16 protein-coding genes are annotated in these 20050 nt (G+C 53.3%); 10 read left to right on the forward strand and 6 right to left on the reverse strand.

Translation table 11 applies throughout. The features are described from left to right. Positions 1-172 precede the first annotated feature (172 nt). From EL633_RS16805 to EL633_RS16815, 3 genes are all read left to right on the forward strand, one after another. Complete coding sequence (locus EL633_RS16805) at positions 173-5422, forward strand: HEAT repeat domain-containing protein (RefSeq protein WP_126628292.1); 5250 nt, start codon at positions 173-175, stop codon at positions 5420-5422. A 25-nt stretch (positions 5423-5447) separates the two neighbouring features. Continuing rightward, positions 5448-7379 carry a WD40 repeat domain-containing serine/threonine protein kinase gene (locus EL633_RS16810; RefSeq protein WP_126628293.1) on the forward strand — a complete coding sequence of 644 codons (1932 nt, stop codon included), beginning with the start codon at positions 5448-5450 and terminating at the stop codon, positions 7377-7379. Positions 7380-7519: 140 nt separating this feature from the next. Next, the gene (locus EL633_RS16815) at positions 7520-8032 is read left to right on the forward strand and encodes a pyridoxamine 5'-phosphate oxidase family protein (RefSeq protein ID WP_126628294.1); all 513 of its coding nucleotides are present in this window, start codon (positions 7520-7522) and stop codon (positions 8030-8032) included. Positions 8033-8116: 84 nt separating this feature from the next. Here the strand turns inward: EL633_RS16815 and EL633_RS16820 are convergent, their stop codons facing one another. The 6 genes from EL633_RS16820 to EL633_RS16845 all read right to left on the reverse strand — a co-directional run bounded on the left by EL633_RS16820 (position 8117) and on the right by EL633_RS16845 (position 14040). Then, complete coding sequence (locus EL633_RS16820; RefSeq protein ID WP_126628295.1) at positions 8117-9472, reverse strand: NAD(P)/FAD-dependent oxidoreductase; 1356 nt, start codon at positions 9470-9472, stop codon at positions 8117-8119. Positions 9473-9672: 200 nt separating this feature from the next. Continuing rightward, positions 9673-10092, reverse strand: a complete 420-nt coding sequence (locus EL633_RS16825) for a thioesterase family protein (RefSeq protein ID WP_126628296.1) — start codon at positions 10090-10092, stop codon at positions 9673-9675. 7 nt (positions 10093-10099) lie between these two features. Beyond that, entirely contained in the window at positions 10100-11440 is a 1341-nt protein-coding gene (locus EL633_RS16830) for a dihydrolipoamide acetyltransferase family protein (RefSeq protein ID WP_126628297.1), read from the reverse strand. Positions 11441-11482: 42 nt separating this feature from the next. Next, positions 11483-12457 carry an alpha-ketoacid dehydrogenase subunit beta gene (locus EL633_RS16835; protein WP_126628298.1) on the reverse strand — a complete coding sequence of 325 codons (975 nt, stop codon included), beginning with the start codon at positions 12455-12457 and terminating at the stop codon, positions 11483-11485. Beyond that, the gene (gene pdhA / locus EL633_RS16840) at positions 12454-13560 is read right to left on the reverse strand and encodes a pyruvate dehydrogenase (acetyl-transferring) E1 component subunit alpha (protein ID WP_126628299.1); all 1107 of its coding nucleotides are present in this window, start codon (positions 13558-13560) and stop codon (positions 12454-12456) included. Before pdhA ends, EL633_RS16835 begins: the two co-directional genes overlap by 4 nt. A 177-nt stretch (positions 13561-13737) precedes the next feature. Continuing rightward, positions 13738-14040, reverse strand: a complete 303-nt coding sequence (locus EL633_RS16845) for an EthD family reductase (protein ID WP_218027509.1) — start codon at positions 14038-14040, stop codon at positions 13738-13740. A 155-nt stretch (positions 14041-14195) separates the two neighbouring features. Between EL633_RS16845 and EL633_RS16850 the strand changes: the two genes are divergently transcribed. The 7 genes from EL633_RS16850 (at position 14196) to EL633_RS16880 (ending at position 20025) form a co-directional block, all read left to right on the forward strand. After that, positions 14196-14876 (forward strand): TetR/AcrR family transcriptional regulator, encoded by a 681-nt coding sequence (locus EL633_RS16850; RefSeq protein WP_126628300.1) that lies wholly within the window; start codon positions 14196-14198, stop codon positions 14874-14876. Between the two features lie 158 nt (positions 14877-15034). Then, a complete protein-coding gene (gene paaA, locus EL633_RS16855; protein WP_126628301.1) occupies positions 15035-15973 on the forward strand; it encodes a 1,2-phenylacetyl-CoA epoxidase subunit PaaA in 939 nt (312 codons plus the stop codon). A 22-nt stretch (positions 15974-15995) separates the two neighbouring features. Continuing rightward, on the forward strand, positions 15996-16577 hold the full coding sequence (locus EL633_RS16860) for a hypothetical protein (protein ID WP_161982197.1): 582 nt from the start codon (positions 15996-15998) through the stop codon (positions 16575-16577). After that, positions 16574-17416: a 1,2-phenylacetyl-CoA epoxidase subunit PaaC gene (gene paaC / locus EL633_RS16865; protein ID WP_218027510.1), complete on the forward strand. Its 843-nt coding sequence runs from the start codon at positions 16574-16576 to the stop codon at positions 17414-17416. The genes EL633_RS16860 and paaC overlap by 4 nt, the downstream gene beginning before the upstream one ends. A gap of 10 nt (positions 17417-17426) precedes the next feature. After that, positions 17427-17948, forward strand: coding sequence for a 1,2-phenylacetyl-CoA epoxidase subunit PaaD (paaD, locus tag EL633_RS16870; protein ID WP_126628303.1), 522 nt, complete (start codon positions 17427-17429; stop codon positions 17946-17948). A gap of 42 nt (positions 17949-17990) precedes the next feature. After that, positions 17991-19193 carry a thiolase family protein gene (locus EL633_RS16875; RefSeq protein WP_126628304.1) on the forward strand — a complete coding sequence of 401 codons (1203 nt, stop codon included), beginning with the start codon at positions 17991-17993 and terminating at the stop codon, positions 19191-19193. 67 nt (positions 19194-19260) lie between these two features. Further along, complete coding sequence (locus EL633_RS16880; RefSeq protein WP_126628305.1) at positions 19261-20025, forward strand: enoyl-CoA hydratase-related protein; 765 nt, start codon at positions 19261-19263, stop codon at positions 20023-20025. Positions 20026-20050: the final 25 nt, after the last annotated feature.

Consider the following 20050-nt stretch of genomic DNA (forward strand, 5'->3'; position numbering starts at 1 on the left):
TCAGGGCCCGCGTGCGGTTGGCTGCACGCTCCCCGATAAAAGTGGGAAACAAACACTATCTGTCAGACCACTAGGAGTTATCTGGTCAATATTTATTATTGCTTGTTTAGATGGATTGACTGCGATATACTGTTTTTATTATGTGTATAAAAAGAAATCCGGGGTATCCTCAATGAAACAGGTGCAAAAAATAGATATTCCCCTGGTCACAAGCGGAGGGCAGCGGTCAGCTATAACCCCGCAACGTATCCTCTTGTGTTCCCTGGTGGGACTGGGCATAACCTGCCTGCTAACTGTAATTCTTGTCTTTGGTATTCTCTTTCCTTTCCATCTTCTTTCGCAACTGACTCTTATTCTTATACTTGCTTTACCAGAATTATGTATCTTTACTGGCCTGGCTTTATTCCTGGCTCGCCCGCTGGCGATTATGCGTTATCTACGTGCCGTCCATGCCGCGCAAAAAGACTATAATGATTTATATACTCCTTTGACGGCCCTGACTAATATTCGGCAGACCGCTGACCTGGCTCAGTTACCGGAACAACATGGGACGATACAGCGCGATGAGCAGGTTTCGATATTGCATCTGGTGGAGAATCAGCGTAGTCATCTTTTGGTTTTAGGCGTGCCGGGTGCTGGTAAGACGATGGCTCTGCGCGTATATCAGTATATTTCTTCGCAAAAAACTTTTGGCCTGGCACTATCGCGTAATAAGATTCCAGTTTATGTGCCGATGAAAAACTATAGCCTTTTCCTCAAGCAGCAGCAGTTGAGTGTGCCTGTGAGTGATGATGAGGGACAGCAGCCAGCTGTGGATCAGCCTTCGTTGCTTTCTTATATCACTCAGAGCGATCTACCCGGTGTGCGCCAACTCCGTCCTTATCTGGCTTCATTATTTACTCAAGGGCGATTGTTGTTGCTCTGTGATGGCTTAAATGAGATCGATAGTAGCTATCTACCTCAGGTGAGTAGTGAACTGGTGGAGTTGATGCGTGGGAGCCAGAATCGTCTGGTGATGACCTGTCGTGAGGTGGATTATCGTGAGCAGCCCGAGTTTGTGCAGTTGGTCGAAGATGGGCAGGCGGCACGGGTCGTGGTATATCCACTGCAACCGGAGCAGGTGACAGAGTTTGTGACGCGCTACGTGGAGAAGCAGGATGATCAGTGGCAACATAGTGCCGAACAAATTATGACGGTGATCGATCGTAGCCGCTTGCGCTACCATTGTACCAATCCGATGATGTTGTTCACATTGATGGGTATCATCGATAAGATTGGTATGGAGCGTGGTAAGCAGGTGGATACACGTGGACGCTTGCTGCGTGAGTCGGTGCGCCAGCTTTTACGGCAGGAGATTGTGAAGTGGGGGAGTGGTGCTCCTGAAGAACATGAGGTGGTGCGTTTCTTGAGCGAAGTGGCGTGCGCGGCACGCTGGGCCCAGGACCGCAATGCGATTCAACTCTCAGTTTCAGCGGCCGGGGCAGCCAATAATGCCCATGGCGCGCGTAATTTTGACGAGGTGCGCGACGAACTAAAATTCTGGCTGGATGATCATCCCGCGCAGAGTCCTTTTATGTCAGAGGGTGAGCTTATCAATGATCCTTATGATGATAGCGCGCTCCTGCTGAACTTTGCGCAGAAGGCTGGCCTGATTGAGATCAGCGCGGATGGTGTGTTGAGTTTCCGCCATGAGTTGATCGCCGAATATCTGGTGGCCGAATATTTCGCGGCCTGTGCGCCACGCTCGCTGGCCTCCTTGACGATTCGTGAGGATCTGCTAGAAGATGTGGGCCGTTGGAGTGAGCCGGTCGCGATCTGGGCTGGTCTGCTGGATAATCCTCTGGAACTGGCGGAAAGCTTTGGTCTGCTGGGCTTGAATAATCAGGCCTATGTGTTGCAGGCTCTAACCCTGGGACTGGTCTGTGTCGGTGTACTCTGGACACCGCCGCAGGCAGAGAATCAGCAGCGGGTGGTGTTGCCTCCAAGTATTGAGGAGGCACTCTCGGTAGCGGTACGTAATAAAGCGGCCCGTGAAGAGCTAGCATTAATCTTTACCCACTGTGCTGAAGAAGGTGGACAGGAAGTATATCGTTCCCTGCTCCCACTGATTACGGCCGAGGGCGTCGATGAACTATTGACCTTGTTGGATCGTACGGTCGTGCCTGACCTTCTGTTTACCCAGTTGCAGGATGCCGTGGATGATATGGCTTACGAGCAGCAGGTCAAGCGTATCGTGCGCGTGCTGGGTCGCTTTGGGGATACCGTCGTTGAGCGTGCGGTCCTCTTGAGTCTTCCAGCCCCCGAGCGCTCTTTGCGTCTGCGTGCGGCGGCGGTCAATACCCTTGGTTGGACCAGCGAGAGTTCAGCGGTCGAGCCTTTGATTGAGCGCTTACGTGATAGCGATATCTTTATTGCTCAGCGTTCTACTAACGCTTTGATCCGCCTGGGACCACAATTGATCCTGAATCGTGCCTTGGAGGAATTAGAGCAACGCAATAGTGGACCTTTTCAGGAGCGTGTCCATCAGGCTTTGCTGACGATTCTGGATCGCTTTCTGGATGAGCAGGAGGGTACGAAGTATCAGATGACGCTGATGCAGTATCAGCATATCCTTGAGCATGTGGTTCCGATGCTGACCTCGCAATATCAGGGTGAGCCGGAGACCCAGCAGGTGGCACGTGAGTTCCTGGTGCGCCAGGGGAAGAGTTTCTCGCCGACTGGTGGCCGTGAGCGGCGCTGGGAGAAGGCGATTGATGCGCTATTAGGCCTCCTTTCTTCTCAGGATAGTAGTGCGGTCCAGCACGTGGTCCAGGCTTTACAGGAGATTGGTTCGCCGGCGGTGCCGCGCTTGATTGAGCGCCTGAATAATCCATCCGAAGTCGTGCGTTTCCGTGTGGTCCAGATCCTTAGCGAGGCGCGTGATTTCCGTGCCCTGGAGCCGCTGCTGCGCTTACTTGGTGATCCACAGGCATCGGTGCGCCAACAGGTTTTCCAGGCCCTGAAGATCTATGCACCTGAGAGTATTCCTGGCCTGATCGAGCGTATTCTGACTGATGCCGATGATGTTGTCGCCGAGCGCGCGTCTACCGTGCTGGAAGCGATTGGCGAGCCCGTTGTTGAGCCAGTCATTGATGCTCTTTCAACCGGCGTCTCTGGCCGTACACGCTTCCTGGTCCAGATTCTGGAGCACCTGCACGATGCACGGGCCATTCCGGCCTTAATCCATTTATTGGAACATCCACAACTTGAGCAGTTAGTGATCATCGCTATCATTCGCGCTCTCTGTCAGTTCCAGGATGTACGTGTAGTCAAGCCTTTGCTACAGATCCTGGCAATGAACAATACCATGGTCTATGAAGCAGCCATCCAGGGCTTGAGCCAGTTAGGGATGGTCGCCTTTGAAGGACTTGTGCTGGCCCTGGATACTCCAAATGATAATGCGGTAACCCAGCGCGTGCGTCGTGCTTTGATGATGATGACACCTTTCCCTGGTGAGGCTTTGATTGGTCGCTTAGAGCAGCGTCAGAGTGCGGCCCAGGCCGATCAGATCGTGATGGTCCTGCGCGATAAAGGCCGGGATGCGGCTCCGGTATTGGTACAGCATCTTTTGCATCGCGATGAATCGGTGCGGGAATATATTCAACAGGCGCTTGAGCAGATGCCTGGTACAACTGTCGTGCCGGCGCTGTTAGATGCCCTGTATCAGCCAACAACCCGCAACGCGGTCTCGACCTTGTTGCTGAAATATCCAGACGCCGCCATTCCTCCACTGGTAAGCCTGTTAGGAGAACATGAACGTGGTCCTATTATCGCGGATCTCTTGCCGCGCTATGGGGTGACGGTCTTGCGTCCCCTGGTCCAGGGCTTAAACGATCAGCGGGCCACGGCTCGTGAGATGGCGCAGCGCGTGGTAATTACCCTGGTTCGTCAACGTCAGGATCGTGAGCAGCAAGAGATTGTGCGCGAGATCGTGCGCCTCTTCCATCCAACCCTGCCTCCCTATGCGCGTGAGTCCTTGCTGGATCTGCTCTCAGAAACACTCTCTGATATCAGTATTCCAGCCCTGTTGGATGGCCTGGAAGATGCGCGCTTGATCGAAGATGTGGCTGAAGCATTTGTGCGCCTGGCTCGTAAGCCCGCTCTACAGGAAAGTGTCTTGAATCGTCTGGTGGATGCTTTGTTTAATGAGGAGCAACGGCGGGGCGCTGAAATCGCCTTGATCAGAAATGGTGGATTGGTGGTCTCGCGGGTAGGTGATCTGATTGTCAACAGCGATCCTGGCGTGGCCAAGTCGGCACAATTTATCCTTAGTGAGATTGGTGTACCGGCCCTTTCGTTTATCTGGACGGCGCAGAGTGACCGTAATAATGTACCCCGACGTGAAGCGGCGATGAAGGTCTTCCGCAGCATGGCGCCAGAAGTTATCAAGGACGAACTGGTCTCGCTGCTGGTAGGTGACGATCGCGATGATATCGCCATGGCCGTCTCGCTGCTCTTAGAGCGTATCTATGAGGAATCCAAGCTGGATTATCAGGAACATGTGATGGTACCTGAACTGATCGATTTTGTCGAGCAGAGTACAGCCCAGGAGACCAATCTACGTGTGATGGCTCTGTTGCTCCTGCTAGGTGAGCAGGCAATTATTGATCATCTGGTGCAGTCCTTGATTGATAATCCGCAGCAGCGTAAGCAGTTGATCTATCTTTTCTTACTGCTTGGGTCCAAGACACAGCATCTCTTGCTGGAGGTCTTTGATGATCCTGAGTCGCCTGCGGCCCTGCGTGCCGAGATCGCATCCGTGTTGAGCATGACGATTGCGCCAGAGGATGTGAAAGAGTACGTCTATCATATTGATCGCTACGGGATCGCCAATCGACGGCCGGGTGCGCCATATCCAGAAGAACTCTCAGTCGCCTTGCGTGCCCTTGGTGGTCTGCTGGCCAGTGGTCAGTGGGACGTGCGTAAGTTGCAGGAGTTGCGTGAAGATAAAACGGATGAGGGGGCTCTGCATGAGGTCTCTAATGTGCTGTTGGGCTGGCGTTATGAGCCACAGATGGCCAAGCTACAGCAGGACATTGATGTGCAGCGTGAGACCTTTAAGAAGGAGTTGCTGGCCTCAGCTATGAAGATGGCGGAGCAGCAGAAGACGATCAGTGGCCTGGAAGAAGAGTTACTCAAAGTGCGTGAAGAGCAAGGCTTCAACGAGGATGAGATCAAGAAGGCTATCAGCGACAGGGATAAACTTAAGAATAGTGTGGATCAGTTGACCAAGGAGCGCAACCGGCTACGCATCGAATTTGAACAGCTTAAGAGCGTCAATGAAGATCTGGCTGAACAATATCAGACCCTGCATCGCCAGCATACAGCATCCAGGAATCAAGGACAGGGACAGGCCAGTAGTCCCTCGCAGCGTATACGCTAAGATCAACTTTTCATAGGGAGGAACCATGGGCGCTGAGCGCTATACGCTGAAGAAGACCTTGCCCAGTGGACATATGAGCGAGGTCTGGTTGGCACAGGATCGTGAGTCCGGGCGGGATGTGGTGGTGAAGATTATGAAGGTGCATGAAGGCGATGAGAAGCGCAATCAGAAAACTGAGGAGCGTTTCGCACGTGAGATCACTATCCTTCAGGGTCTGAGCCATCCACAGATCTTGCCCTTGCTGGACTCTGGTTATCGCCAGTATAAGCAGCGCCGTGTGCCTTTTCTGGTTTCTCCCTATATTGAAGAGGGATCACTGGCAACGTTGATGAATCAGCGTCCCCCCTGGCAATCCTGGTCTTTGCGCCAGGTGGCCGATGCAGTAATGCAGGCAGCCGATTGCCTCTGGTATCTGCATAATCAGAATCCACAGATTGTGCATGAGGATGTAAAGCCAGGTAATTTCCTGTATCGTTCGATCAATACTCCTGAGCGGGCAGTCTATCTGTATCTCTTTGACTTTGGTATCTCTCGTTATAAACATCAGTCCTTTGAAATGGCCAGTGAGATCGTGGGCACGCCTGCCTTTATGGCACCCGAACAGATTGGGAAGGAGGTGGATAGTGCCTCAGACCAATATGCATTAGCGGTAATGGCCTGTGTGTTATTGACAGGCAAATTTCCTATCCAGAATACTGATCAAAATCAACAGCACTATCTGCTGGCCCATCTTAATACACCGCCTTTGCCCCCCAGTAGTCTGTTACCGGAGCGCCTGCAATCGCCAGAGATCGACGCTGTCTTTTTGCGGGCCCTGGAAAAGCAACCTGAGCAGCGTTATTCTTCGGTGATGGGCTTTGCTCATGCCCTCCAGCAAGCGATCTATGCTTATGGGGAAGAAAAAACCGAGCCGAATCCAGGTGCCATCTCACATGAAGCCCGCTTCTCACTCAGCCTGGACTCCTCAGATGTGCAGGAAGTACGCACCCTGGACGATCCTTTGCCGATCAAGCCCCCGCGTGCAATTGTGCCTGAGCGTCAAGAAGGGCTGATCCTGCAACCTCTGTTGTTACAGGGACCCACACGTGTGGCTTTCGCCTCACGTCCCAAGACGCTATCCTGGTCGCCTGATGGTTCGTCCCTGGCCTGTGTCCTTTATGGTACCGTCTATATCTACTGGCCTGGCAGTGGGGCGCTGAGTCAGGTTCTAACGCCAAACGCAGCACGAGCCAGCGCCGTCTGCTGGTCTGCTGATAGTCAGGTACTGGCGGTAGCTGGTAACCATAAAATCTGTTTCTGGCAGGTAGGGGACGCGCGCCTGCTTCCTCAGGTATTGCAATTGGCACTGAGTATGCCGCAAGGCCTGGACTGGTCTGTGCGTGATCAGTTGGCTATCTGGGTTGATACCGAACTCTGGATTTATCATCTACCTTTATCCCGCCTGCAACAGGTGCGTGTGCAGGCTCCTCAGCATCTCTCAACCGGTGGTATGCGCTGTGATAATCCTGGTACCCTGCATTGGTCGCCTGACGGTACACAGCTAGCCATTGGTTCCAGTCAAGGCAATATTGCCTGCTGGCCCGTTGGAGGTAAGCAGGCAGTATGGCAGGTCGCCAGCCTGGGTCACAAGATTCAGGGCCTGTGCTGGTCGCGAGATGGCGCGCAACTGGTAGTGGCGACCAATGATCGTCGTGTGCTTGGCTGGCAGGTGCAGGAGCGCACTGAACTGTTGCGCTGGGAGAAATTGCCATCTCTGATCCGCATGCTGACCATCTCGCGTCAGGGGAGAATCACGCTGGCATCAAGTGAGAAACGCTTGCTACTTGGTTCGCCATACGATCCTGCCCCAACTCTGTCCGCTCCTGGTCAATTAATGGCTGCCTGGTCACCTGTGCGCGATGAACTGGCGACCCTCGACGACCACGACGCCAACACCTTAACCGTCTGGTCCGAGTAGGCCTGAAGCTCTACCACAACGGATCTCAAAAGGTTTCATATTGCATCTTTCAGTCCGTGTATTGCGTGTATTATTGGTATTCACGAAAACGAGAATGAGTTGGATGTGGTTGTTGATGAACATAGATTGGAGAAATTCTTATGAGTTCACAGACTGAACATAAAAGCGATAAAAAACTTCTGAGCGAGAAAATTAAAGATGTGCGCATCGCTATGATGACCACCACCGAACCAGATGGCACCCTGCGTAGCCGCCCAATGGCGACCCAGGATCTGAAAGCCGTCGAGTTTGATGGAGATCTCTGGTTCTTTACCTATGCGACCGCTCCCAAAGTAGGTGATGTGGAGCAGCATCAGCAGGTCAATTTGAGCTATAGCAAGCCTGGTGACAACCTGTACATCTCAGTCTCCGGAACGGGACAATTGGTACAGGATCGCCAAAAAATCAAGGATCTGTGGAATCCCATCTACAAAGCCTGGTTCCCAAAAGGCCAGGATGATCCAGATCTGGCATTGCTGAAAGTGCACGTTGAGAGCGCGGAATACTGGGATGCACCTTCGGGTAAGATGGGGGCACTCTATTCCGTTGTGAAGGGCTTAACCTCCAAAGGCGAGCAGCCTTCCGGTTCCGATGTGAAACTAGATATGCACTAAGTTTTAGTTTAGCTTATCAACCAATCTTTCGTCAAAAAAAAGCCAACCATATATCACACGGTTGGCTTTTTCGTGTATTCATTTCTATTGTTTTGGATTGGTCGCGATCTTTGCCTTTTCTGGTATAGATTTATGGTTTGGATCTGATGGGGGAGATAGCCGCACCGAGCGCGTAATAATACGTACACGCCGCTTTAAGAGGAGGTATGACCAGGCCCATTGGAGTAAGACGATGGTGCGATTTTCATAGCCGATCAGATACACGATATGCACTGTCAGCCAGATGATCCAGGCGATAAAGCCGGAGATGCGTATGGGGCCGATGCTGGCAATCGCGTAAGCTCGTCCAACTGTGGCAAGATTCCCTTTATCATGATAATGGAACGGCTCAGGGGCTGGCTCTCCGGAAATCCTCTGCTTGATCACTGAGGCCACATAGCGACCCTGCTGCATTGCCACCTGCGCGACACCAGGCAGTGGTGGTCCATCCTGTGAAGGATTCGCGGTATCTCCCAGTACAAAGACCTCTGGATAATCGGGGAGCGAGAGATCGGGCATGACTTTAGCGCGACCGGCGCGATCTGTCTCCGCGCCCAACCATTGGCCCGCGGGAGACGCCTGTACACCAGCGGTCCAGATGATCGTAGTCGAGGCGATCCATTGTCCACCCGCAACGACACCATCCTTGGTAATCTCTTCTAGTGGCGTATTGGTTCTGACATCGACTCCCAATCGTTCCAGCTTTTTCTTTGCCCTGCGTGCAAGCTTCTCCGGGAACGCATTCAAGATTTTGGGTAGCGCCTCAATCAAGATGATATGGATCATGCCAGGATCAATATGGCGGTATTCTGGTGTCAATGTCTGGTAGGCCAGCTCGGCCATCGAGCCAGCCATCTCCACACCCGTGGGACCACTGCCAACGACCACAAATGTCAGTAACTTTTTTTGTTGCTCGGGATCAGTTTCTATTTCCGCCTGCTCAAAGGCCACCAGGATCTTGTTGCGGATCGCCTGAGCATCTTCAATCGACTTCAATCCTGGTGCGAGTGGTCCCCAACTTTTTTGATGCCCAAAGTAATTTTCATGAGCCCCCGTTGCAATGATCAGATAATTATATGGGATACTGAGATTGTCCGCCATCATAACACGCTTTGACTCTATATCAATGCCTGTCACCTCAGCCATAATCACCTCAGTACGCTTCTGCTTACGCAAGACATGCCGAATCGGCGTACTGATATCCGCCGGCGAAAGCGCCGCCGTCGCCACTTGATACAGCAATGGTTGGAAAAGATGATGATTTGTACGATCAATAACGGTCAAATCAACCTCAGGTTGCTGCTTACCAATAGCCAGAGCCGCCTGTAGTCCACCAAAGCCAGCGCCAACAATTACAACCCTGGGATGTCCCGTCTCTGATGTCCTGGCTTCTACGTTCATAGTTGCCAAACCTTTCATTTATCTATACTGATCGTCTAAATACACTACCAGATGATAGCCCGTTTGATTTACCTATCAGTATAATACTAAGCGTTTCCCCTGGTTTCTGCCAGGCTCAAGCTCACGTGTTTGAGCGGCAAATCGTACGTAAAGCGGTAGCAGGGACAAGCCCTGCCGTTACGATGGGGCTGCATGCCCCTTTACATTTGGAGCGGTTTCCAGCGTTGGATGAGGGTGGCGAATTTTGCCTGGAGTTTTTCTCTTGGGAGGACGACCTGGGTGGTTTGTCCTATGCCAATGATCTCTTGTAGTTGGCTGCTGGCCTGACACTGGACATAGATGCGGTTCTTTTCTGTACGCACATATTGTGTGGTGAATTCGATCCACATGCCGGGGAGGGCCGAGGCCAGGTGCCGTACCGTGACCTCATAGCCGATTGCTTCTTCGCCTTCTTCAAGGAATGGCAGGATAAGACGGCGACCTGCCAGTTCCATATGCCTGGTGAGCCAGTAGGTGGCATAGACTGGATGTACTTCGCCCATTTCCTCGAATTGCGCCGTCATCTCTGCCGTCACCACAATGCGCATCTTTGTTTCATGGTCCGCCGGAATTAAACGCATATAATCCTCAGCGCATATGTAAGAGCAGGCGTTGTGGCTGCTCCAGGGTCTCTATCAGGGTATTGAGGAAACGCATGGCGAGCTCTCCGTCGATCAGACGGTGGTCAGCTGTGAAGGAGAGGGGGAGGACCGGTCGGACCTCCAGGCTATCTTCGACGACCCAGGGACGTTTGGTGATGCGACCCAGTCCCAAAATTCCGGCTTCACCTGGATTGATGATCGGCGTGGTGAAAAAGCCTCCGATATTCCCATAGTTGCTGATGGTAAAGGTGCTACCACGTAGTTCGTCAAGTTGGAGTTTTTGTTGTCGACCAGCTTCTGCAAGCCGATTGATTTCACTGGCTAGCTCCAGGAGTGTGAGCCGATCAGCATGGCGTATAACTGGCACCAGGAGTCCCTCTGGTATGGCGGTGGCGATACCGATATGATATTCATGCTTGAGGACAATTTCCTGACGTTCGTTGTCGATGCAGGCGTTGATATAGGGATACTGTTTAAGGGCCTGCACGAGGGCTTTAATCATAAATGGCAGATAAGAGAGCTTGATGTTTTGAGCCTCGGCTGTGGGCTGTAACTGCTTACGTAGCGCAACCAGTCCACTGGCATCTACCTCGACCATGGACGCGACCTGCGGAATGGTGCTCACGGAGAGCAGCATATTCTCGGCGATCTTGCGTCGCAGACCACGCAGGGGGATGCGTTCCTCTGCTATCTTCTCAACCTGATTGCTGGCGGCCTGTTGGAGCGGTTTTGGTGTGCTTGTGTTCCCGTTGCTGACGTTGGCAGGCACGCTGGCACTAGCTTCGGCGTTTGATGTAATCGTTTCCTTTGGAGCGGTCAGACGCGCGATCGCTTGCTGCACATCCTCGGTACGGACGCGTCCCGCGTGGCCGCTGCCGGTGATCGTGGCGATATCGATGTTGAATTCGCGTGCCATCCGGCGAGCCACAGGCGTGGCCTGTGTGCGGTTGGGATGTGGTGGTCGTTGTGTATCGCTGTGCCGGCTGCCATTGTGTTGTGGAATCGAAATGGTATCAGTATAGGCTGTGGCTGCCTCCGGTTTAGCGTGTCCATTGGTGGAGCTACTACCGACACCGGCCATCTCCTGCTTGTCCTCATTGAATCTCAAGAGGACGCTTTTGACTGGCACAACAGCGCCTTCCGCCACCGCCAGTTCGAGGACGGTGCCGGATACAGGCGATGGTAGCTCCACGACCGCCTTATCCGTCTGGACCGCCACAATCTCCTGATACTGGACCACGCTATCTCCAGGTTTGATTAACCAGCGGACAATCTCTGCTTCTGTAATACCTTCTCCCAGGTCTGGAAGATGGAACTCTACTGTCATTTTTGGCTCCTCCGGGCTGCTTAGCAGTGCATAACGTGTCTGCTAGATGATCATACTGGCTCTGGTGGCCTGGATAATGCGGGCGGCGCTCGGCAGATAGTAGTCTTCCAGGATGACGGGGGTGACAACGTCGTAGCCAGTAACGCGTACGACTGGAGCTTCGAGCCAGAACAGAGCTTTTTCGTTGATGGTGGCTACGATCTCGGCTCCCACACCGGCGGTCTTTGGTGCTTCATGCACGACTATGGCGCGTCCGGTCTTTTCGACTGAGTGGATAATGGTCTCGGCATCAAATGGTGAGAGGGTACGTAGATCAATGACCTCGGCTGAAATACCTTCGTCGGCTAGCTGCTCGGCTGCCTCCAGCGCGGTCGCGACCATGGCGCTCCAGGCCACAATCGTGATATCCGTCCCTTCGCGTACGATGGCGGCTTTCCCCAGTGGCACGGTATAGTGTCCGTCTGGCACCTCTTCGCGTTTGGCGCGATAGCCGCGCAAGGGCTCCAGGAAGACTACGGGATCGGGATCAGCGAGCGCTGCCAGGAGCATCCCTTTAGCATCATATGGGGTAGATGGTGCGACTACTTTGAGGCCCGGGGCATGGACGAAATGAGCCTCCAGGGCATCACCATGGAGCTCGAAGGCGCGTACGCCTCCGCCGAAGGGTGCGCGTAGCACCAGTGGACAGGTGAAGCGTCCTCGTGAGCGACCACGAATACGGGCTGCCTGTAAAAGAAGCTGGGCGAAGGCCTGGACCGAGAAGCCGAGAAATTGGATCTCAGCTACGGGTCGCATACCATAGGTTGCCAGCCCGATCGCGGTCCCGACGATACCAGCTTCGGCCAGCGGGGTATCTACCACCCGCTCCTCACCGAAGCGCTCAATCAAGCCGTCGGTGGCCCGGAAGACACCGCCATTACGCCCGACGTCTTCACCCATCACCATGACACGCTCGTCTTCGAGCATAGCTACCTTCAGCGCATCATTCACTGCCTCGATCAGATTGCGTTGAGTCATGGAAATGTGACTCCTCTCTGTGTTGCTTTTAGGTGATCCAGTAGCTCTTGCCTTTGTTGTTGCAGGATCGGTGTGGGCTCGGCATAGACTTGCTCGAACATGCTTTCAGGAGCCGGAATCTCTTCGGTCAGGGCGTTGCTGATGCTGCGGGCGATATATTCGCGTAACTCTTCTTCTAGCGCTTTCTGCCGTGTTTGATCCCATAGCTGTTCTCGTTCCAGGCAGATGCGCAGGCGTGTGATTGGATCACGTTGATCTTGCCATTCGGTGAGTTCTCCCGCTGGCTGGTAGCGCTGTGGATCATCGGCGGTAGAGTGTGGACCAAAGCGATAGGTTACGGCCTCGATCAAGGTTGGCCCCTGACCACTACGGGCCCGTTCCAGTGCGGCCCTGGCTTCGCGGTACATTGCCAGTACATCGTTGCCATCTACCAGGCGGCCAGCAATACCATAGGCGACCGCTTTCTGGGCCAGGGTTTCACTGGCAGTCTGACGGGAGCGCGGTACTGAGATGGCCCAGCCATTGTTCTGGCAGACCAATACAACCGGAGCTTTGAAGACGCCCGCGAAGTTTGTGCCTTCATGGAAGGCGCCCTCGGACGTGGCGCCATCACCGAACATGGCGAGCGTGGCCGTCTTTGCGCGTCGTAACTTCATCCCCCATGCTACTCCGACCGCATGTGGGATCTGCTCAGCAATACCGATCTGCAAGCCAAAGACATTTACATCGGCCGGGATCGCGCCAGCCTTAGGATGGCCACGGAAGAAGAGTGGGACATACTCGGGGGGGAGTCCATGGACAATGCTCGCCAGGCCATCGCGATACGAACTAAATAGCCAGTCATCCTGCTGTAGTGCCAGCCCGCAGCCAATCTGGGCCGCTTCCTGGCCAGCGACCGGAGCATAGGTACATAGCCGTCCCTGGCGTTGCAGATGAATTAAACGTGTATCAAAAATACGCCCGAAGGTCATCCAGCGATACATCTCCAGTAACAGTTCCGGAGTCTCTTCTAGCTGCATCCCTGGTTGTAATGAGCCATTGGGTGCCAGCACGGAAATTGGCTCGGGTGGGCGTATGTCCTGCTCATGTAGTGTGCTCGTCATGGTCTACTTCCTGCACTTACTATTCATAGTATCTTCAGAGAAACCGCTCCCTTGCGGCCAAACCGGGCATATTCGGCTGTTAGTCTTATACGTATAGACTTTGAATATGCCCTGGCTTTTCTGACTGCATAAATCGCCATGGTGATGAACCATTGGGTATCTGGTCTGGATCTTTACTTATATGATATCGGCAAAAGCGATGGTGACGCTAGTTGGATCAGCGAAGTTGGGCACATCGGCCGTGGTTGCCTGTCCTTCTGGCGAACCCAGACCAGCTTTGCGCTCCTCTTTGCTATTGAAATAGAGCGTGGTCATCAGATAATAAGGAGCGTCTTTACCAGTGAAGCGCCTGACCTCTACCTTTTGCAGACCTGGAATCTTTTCCACCATGGGAATATGCGTCCCAAGATAGTGTTGCTCAAATTTCTCACGGTCGGCTGGTTCTTTGTAGAAAACGATCGCGGTGACTGCCATTGTCATTAATCTCCTTTGTCTATTTTTACCACATGGTAAAAATATATCCTACTACTCCACTAAAAGTCAATATTTATCCCTGTCTACTTTACGCTATGGTAAAATAGCAAGACTTAAGGTGACAATCTCTCATAATTAACATACAACAGGAAACAAATTTTATGAAGCGACATGAACAGAAGCTTTCAGTCAGTCAGAGAGCGCGTAAGCAGGATAGCCAGGGTGAAGTCTTGAAGCGCATCCGTTTAACCCAGAAGGTGATTGTGGAGGTTGCCGCCGAGCTTTTTGCGGAACGTGGCTTTGGCGCCACTAGCCTGAATGATATCGCCGACAAACTTGGGGTAACCAAGGTTGCCCTCTATTATCATGTCAAGAATAAAGAAGAGATTCTGCGCCTGGTCTATTTGAATGTGCTGAATAGTGTTGAGGAGCCCTTGCGCCGTATTGTCGAGTCCGATGTGTCGGCCCGGGAGAAATTACAGCAAGCCATTGAACATCATATTGCCGTTACCGCCAATTCCTCACCCGCCGTCACCGTCTTTTACCGTGAGCAGGCCCATCTCACCGGACCCTTTGCACGTGAAATCGCGCTGCGCGAAAAAGATTATGAGCGCTATTTTGAGCGGATCCTGCAAGAGGGAATTGCTCAACATAGCTTTAAAGCCGATTTCGACTCTAAAATCATTACCTTTGGCCTGCTCGGTATGTGCCATTGGCTCTCTCACTGGTATAATCCCGCCGGCCGTTATACCCATCAGCAGATTGCCACTATGTTTATTGGTATGATCGAAGGTGGTTTGCTCTCTCAGATGCCTCTAGCAGCGTCTCCCGAAAGCCTATAAACCGTGTATTTTTTTTACCCATCGTTAAAAAATATGTCTGCTGTTCATTGACATTTATATATTTCTCCTTTATATTTTTACCAGGTGGTAGAATTTCAGTACATACAATGATGTTAACTAGTAAGCCAGCGCCTCAGGGAAGAGAGGGAAAGAGATTTATGATTCAGGATAACGTAGAAGCTCGGACTGAGCAGTTCCAGGATTATCTGGCCGCGGGAGGCAAGGTTGAGGCGACTGATTGGATGCCGGATGCTTATCGGCAGTCGTTGATCCGCTTTATTGAGATGCATGCGAACTCAGAGCTAATGGGGGCGCTCCCTGAGCGGGATTGGATTATGCGGGCACCGTCGATTCATCGTAAATTGGCTCTGACTGCGAAGATCCAGGATGAGGTTGGGCATGCGGAGTTGCTGTATCGGCTGGTTGAGGATCTGGGTAAGCCACGTAGCGCCTGCCTGGATGATCTGATTGCTGGCAAGGGCAAATTCCATAATACCTTCCACTATGCTACCTATAGCTGGGCCGACGTTGGTATTATCGCCTGGCTGGTGGATGCGGCGGCGATTGTTTCGCAGCACGCTCTACGCGATAGCAGCTATGCACCCTATGCGCGTACGATGCAGAAAATTTGCTGGGAAGAGTCGTTCCATATGATGCATGGTCGCGACATGATTATTACCATGATGAATGGCACCGAGGCGCAGCGCCAGATGGTACAAGAGTCGCTGAATCGCTGGTGGCCGGCCCTGATGGTCTTTCATGGTCCTGCAACCCCGCCCGAAAAAGATAAAGATTTACAGTGGCGCATCAAGGCTAAAGCGAACGAAGAACTACGCCAGGAATTCTTGAATCTGCAGGTTCCACGCTTGCGTGAGGTTGGCCTGGTGATTCCTGATCCAGAACTGCGTTTTGATGCAGAACAGGGACGCTGGCTGTATAGTGAGCCACAATGGGATGTGCTACGTGCTATCTCGCGTAACCAGGGTCCGGCATCCGCTGAACGCATTGGCTTCCGTCGTCTCTCTTATGAAGATGGTCTATGGGTGCGCCAGGTGATGCAGCAGCGTTCCGCCGCCACACCTGTCAACATCGCCTGAACTTGAGAAAGAGAGAATGACAATGCTGGAGCACATGGGGAATGAACAATTCCAGGCTTTCTCAGGCGCAAAAGATGAGGGCGAGATCTTTGAAGTTTTTCAACAGGCCGCCCGCGATCCCTTTCCACATCATGGTGGCAATTTACGTGCCCCGGATCCAGAACTGGCTCTACACTATGCCCGAGAATTTTACGCACGCCGGCAGGAGAGCCAGAAGCTGTGGATTATTCCACGTCGCAGCCTGACTGAAGTCCTTCCAGATAGTAGTCATGTCGTAGTTGATGAGTCATCCACTGAAACTATGCTGACCTATGCCGTCTTTGCGCAGCAGCAGGCGGGCCGACCCATGCTCTGGCTACACAATCTAGATGCGGCAAGCATTTCTCAGGCTGAGGCGGCCCTGATCCAACTGGCCAGAGATCACGCAGGCCTATATCTACGCTTCTGGCTCTGTCCATTGACCGCCATTGTGCTCCTGGATCAGCCGGATCTGCTCCAACCACCATTGGACCGTTCGTATCGCCGCCTGGATGGCTATGATATCCGTGACAAATTAGCGCAGGCCCGCCAGCGTGTGAAGGCCGAGGAAGAGAGTCGTCGATGAGTAAGATGACTGATGCCAGCGGCGTACCTGTCCAACTCAGGCAGCCGTTAAGTAATTTTCTGCTCTCCCTGGCAGATGATGAATTTATCCTGGGCTACTGGGACTCAGAATGGACCGGCGTGGCTCCGATGCTGGAGGAGGATGTGGCCTGTAGCTCGATTGCCCAGGATGAGATTGGCCATGCACGCCTCTTCTATCAAGAGGTGGCGGCCCTGACCGGGGTGAGCCCGGATCATATTGCTTATGGTCGCAAGCTTGAGGATTATCGTCAGGCGCAACTGGTAGAGCATCGGCGTGGCAACTGGGCCTTTACTATTGCGCGCCGTTTCTATTATGAGATGGCCGATCAGATCAGACTGGCCAGTTTGCAGGATTCGGCCTATGTGCCGTTGGCCCAGGCTATTGCCAAGATTCAACGTGAAGAGGTCTATCATCAGATGCATATTGGCACCTGGCTGCAGCGCCTGGCACGTGGTACTGCTGAAGCTCGCCAGTTATTAGAGCAGGCATTGCAGCAACTCTGGCCAGATGCCCTGGGTCTCTTTGAGCCCTTTGCTGCTGAGGCGCTTCTCCTGGAGGCTGGCATCCTCTCCCGCCCATCTTCCGCATTGGAGCAGCAATGGCTCACCAGCATTGCTCCTATACTCGGACAATTCAATCTATCGCTACCCCTGGAACCTGTCCCGCATAATTCCCAGGATAACGCGGCCGGAGAAGTATTCCGCTCACTCGTACCAGCCCGCTATGGTGGCCGTCAGGGACAGCATATAGCAGACTTCGCGGACCTATGGGAGCAGATGACGATGGTCTATCGCCTTGATCCCCAGGCCAGTTGGTAGGAGGCGCGCCATGTCCGAGTTAAATCCATCCACAACCAATCACATCGTTACCGAGCAGCAGATCTGGGATGCTCTTCGCACTGTGCCTGATCCAGAATTGCCGGCGATCTCGGTGGTGGATATGGGGATTGTGCGCCATATCGAGATTGATAATGAGCACACGGCGTTACGCATCACCATTACGCCCACATTTGCTGGTTGTCCCGCCCTCAGCCAGATCCAGACGACGATCCGCGAATGCTTATTAAACTTCGCATCGACCGTTGACGTTGTGGTCACAATGGAGCAGCCCTGGACCAGCGATATGCTGAGTGTAGAGGCGCAGGAGAAGCTCAGGGGTGTCGGCATCGCGCCACCACCAAAGCTCGGTCGCGGTCCCCTCTTGCCGATGCTGATGCAGCAGAAGCTCACCTGTCCCTATTGTGGTTCGCAGCAGACCAGTCTGGAAAATGCTTTTGGTCCCACACCCTGTCGGGCGATTGCTTACTGTGCGAACTGTCATCAACCCTTTGAACAATTCAAGCCCATCTAAGACAGTTGTAGCCTCCAAATAGGCAGGAAGGAAGTCATATTTATGTCACAGGAGTCAGTGATTCTGGCGGCTGTCCGTACTCCGATTGGACGCTATAATGGTGTCTTCAAAGATGTTCGTCCCGATGATCTGGCGGCCCTGGTCATCCATGAAGCCCTCAAGCGGGTTGAGGTGCCGGTCGACGAGATTGAGGATGTGATTCTAGGTTGCGCCAACCAGGCGGGAGAAGACAACCGCAACGTGGCGCGTATGTCTCTGCTGTTAGCTGGCCTGCCGGTTACGGTGGCCGGTCAGACCGTCAATCGGCTCTGTGGCTCAGGCTTGCAGGCGGTCAATGCAGCCGCGCAGGCGATCTGGTCTCAGCAAGGTGACTTATTTATAGCTGGTGGCGTTGAGAGTATGACGCGTGCCCCATTTGTGATGGGCAAAGCCGAAACAGGCTATCCGCGTGGCAATATCACCATGTATGACAGCACCCTTGGCTGGCGCTTTACTAATCCACGCCTGGCCGAGCTCTATTATCCCTATAGTATGGGCGAGACCGCTGAGAATGTGGCTGAACGCTACAAGCTTTCCCGTTCTGACCAGGATGAGTTTGCCCTGCGTAGCCAGCAGCGGGCCGTAGCCGCTCAAGAGGCTGGTCGCTTCGCGGACGAACTGGTCGCGGTCAGCGTGCCGCAGAAAAAAGGCGAGCCACTCAGCATCAACAAAGATGAACATCCGCGTGCTGATACTTCGCTGGTCGCCCTCAGCAAACTCAAGCCAGCCTTTAAAAAAGATGGCACCGTTACCGCCGGAAATTCTGCTGGCATCAATGATGGCGCGGCCGCCCTGCTTATCTCCTCCCAGGACTATGCCCGGTCCCATCAACTCCAACCACTGGCCCGTATTGTTACTACCGCCGTGGCTGGCGTTGATCCAGCGTATATGGGACTGGGACCCATCCCTGCTGCCCGCAAGGCCCTGCAACGGGCCGGACTCTCGATCGCGGATATGGATCTGGTTGAGCTGAACGAGGCCTTTGCCGCCCAATCCGTGCAGTGTATGCGTGAGCTGGAGATTCCTGTTGAGCGGCTCAACGTTAATGGGGGAGCTATCGCGCTTGGTCATCCACTTGGCGCTTCAGGTGCACGCATCCTGACTACTCTCCTGTATGAACTTCGCCGCCGCAATGGGCGTTATGGGCTGGCCTGTATGTGTATTGGTGTCGGCCAGGGGATTGCCACCATCATTGAACGGTTATAATATAGCTCTGATATCTATTGGAGCTACAATGATGTACTAGTTCATTCACAGAAGGGAATGTACACATATGACGATTGTATCGCAACTGGAAGAAGGGGTGCTGACGCTGACCTTGAATCGTCCCGATGCCCTGAATGCCATTACGACCGAGTTGCTGGTTGAATTGAGTGGCGAGCTCGAGAAAGCTCAGGATCCAGCTGTACGTGTGGTTATGCTCACCGGCACTGGACGCGCTTTTTCGGTGGGCCAGGATCTTAAAGAGTTCCAGGGTGGCAACGTATCGTTTCAGTCGCATCTAGGCCATTATAATAAAGTCATTAAGCAGCTACAGCACCTGGAGAAGCCAGTACTGGCGGCGATCAATGGAGCGGCGGCTGGAGCAGGATTCTCGTTAACGCTGGCCTGTGACCTGCGTCTGATCGCTGACAATGCCTTTCTTACGCCTGCCTTTAGCCGTATCGGCCTGGTGCCGGATAGCGGCATGAGTTATTTTCTGCCGCGTATTGTCGGATGGAATAAAGCTTTTGATCTGATGGCTTTCTCGCCGCGCATTAGTGCTGAAGAAGCTTTCGAGATGGGCCTGGCCGATCGCATTTTTCCCGCGGCCGATTTTCAGTATGATGTGAGTTTATTTGCTGTGGATCTGGCCCATGGACCCACACTGGCTCTCGGCCTGACCAAACAACTCCTGCGCCGTAGTGCCAGCGCCAGCCTCGATGATCTGTTGGATTATGAGGCCGAGCTGCAAGAGATCGCTGGCCAGAGTGAGGATCATGCCGAAGGACTTCAGGCCTTCCTGGAGAAGCGTACCCCCCAATTTCGTGGTCAATAACAGAGAAGAAGCGGGGCGGTGAACT

It is taken from the genome of Dictyobacter alpinus (assembly GCF_003967575.1).
Classification (GTDB): Bacteria; Chloroflexota; Ktedonobacteria; order Ktedonobacterales; family Ktedonobacteraceae; genus Dictyobacter; species Dictyobacter alpinus.

Coding starts and splice junctions, on each gene's coding strand:
- EL633_RS16810 (WP_126628293.1), top strand. CDS start 5,448: ATGGGCGCTGAGCGCTATACGCTGAAGAAGACCTTGCCCAGTGGACAT.
- EL633_RS16835 (WP_126628298.1), bottom strand. CDS start 12,457: ATGACTCAACGCAATCTGATCGAGGCAGTGAATGATGCGCTGAAGGTA.
- paaC (WP_218027510.1), top strand. CDS start 16,574: ATGAGTAAGATGACTGATGCCAGCGGCGTACCTGTCCAACTCAGGCAG.
- EL633_RS16815 (WP_126628294.1), top strand. CDS start 7,520: ATGAGTTCACAGACTGAACATAAAAGCGATAAAAAACTTCTGAGCGAG.
- EL633_RS16820 (WP_126628295.1), bottom strand. CDS start 9,472: ATGAACGTAGAAGCCAGGACATCAGAGACGGGACATCCCAGGGTTGTA.
- EL633_RS16860 (WP_161982197.1), top strand. CDS start 15,996: ATGCTGGAGCACATGGGGAATGAACAATTCCAGGCTTTCTCAGGCGCA.
- paaD (WP_126628303.1), top strand. CDS start 17,427: ATGTCCGAGTTAAATCCATCCACAACCAATCACATCGTTACCGAGCAG.
- EL633_RS16845 (WP_218027509.1), bottom strand. CDS start 14,040: ATGACAATGGCAGTCACCGCGATCGTTTTCTACAAAGAACCAGCCGAC.
- pdhA (WP_126628299.1), bottom strand. CDS start 13,560: ATGACGAGCACACTACATGAGCAGGACATACGCCCACCCGAGCCAATT.
- EL633_RS16875 (WP_126628304.1), top strand. CDS start 17,991: ATGTCACAGGAGTCAGTGATTCTGGCGGCTGTCCGTACTCCGATTGGA.
- EL633_RS16880 (WP_126628305.1), top strand. CDS start 19,261: ATGACGATTGTATCGCAACTGGAAGAAGGGGTGCTGACGCTGACCTTG.
- EL633_RS16850 (WP_126628300.1), top strand. CDS start 14,196: ATGAAGCGACATGAACAGAAGCTTTCAGTCAGTCAGAGAGCGCGTAAG.
- paaA (WP_126628301.1), top strand. CDS start 15,035: ATGATTCAGGATAACGTAGAAGCTCGGACTGAGCAGTTCCAGGATTAT.
- EL633_RS16830 (WP_126628297.1), bottom strand. CDS start 11,440: ATGACAGTAGAGTTCCATCTTCCAGACCTGGGAGAAGGTATTACAGAA.
- EL633_RS16825 (WP_126628296.1), bottom strand. CDS start 10,092: ATGCGTTTAATTCCGGCGGACCATGAAACAAAGATGCGCATTGTGGTG.
- EL633_RS16805 (WP_126628292.1), top strand. CDS start 173: ATGAAACAGGTGCAAAAAATAGATATTCCCCTGGTCACAAGCGGAGGG.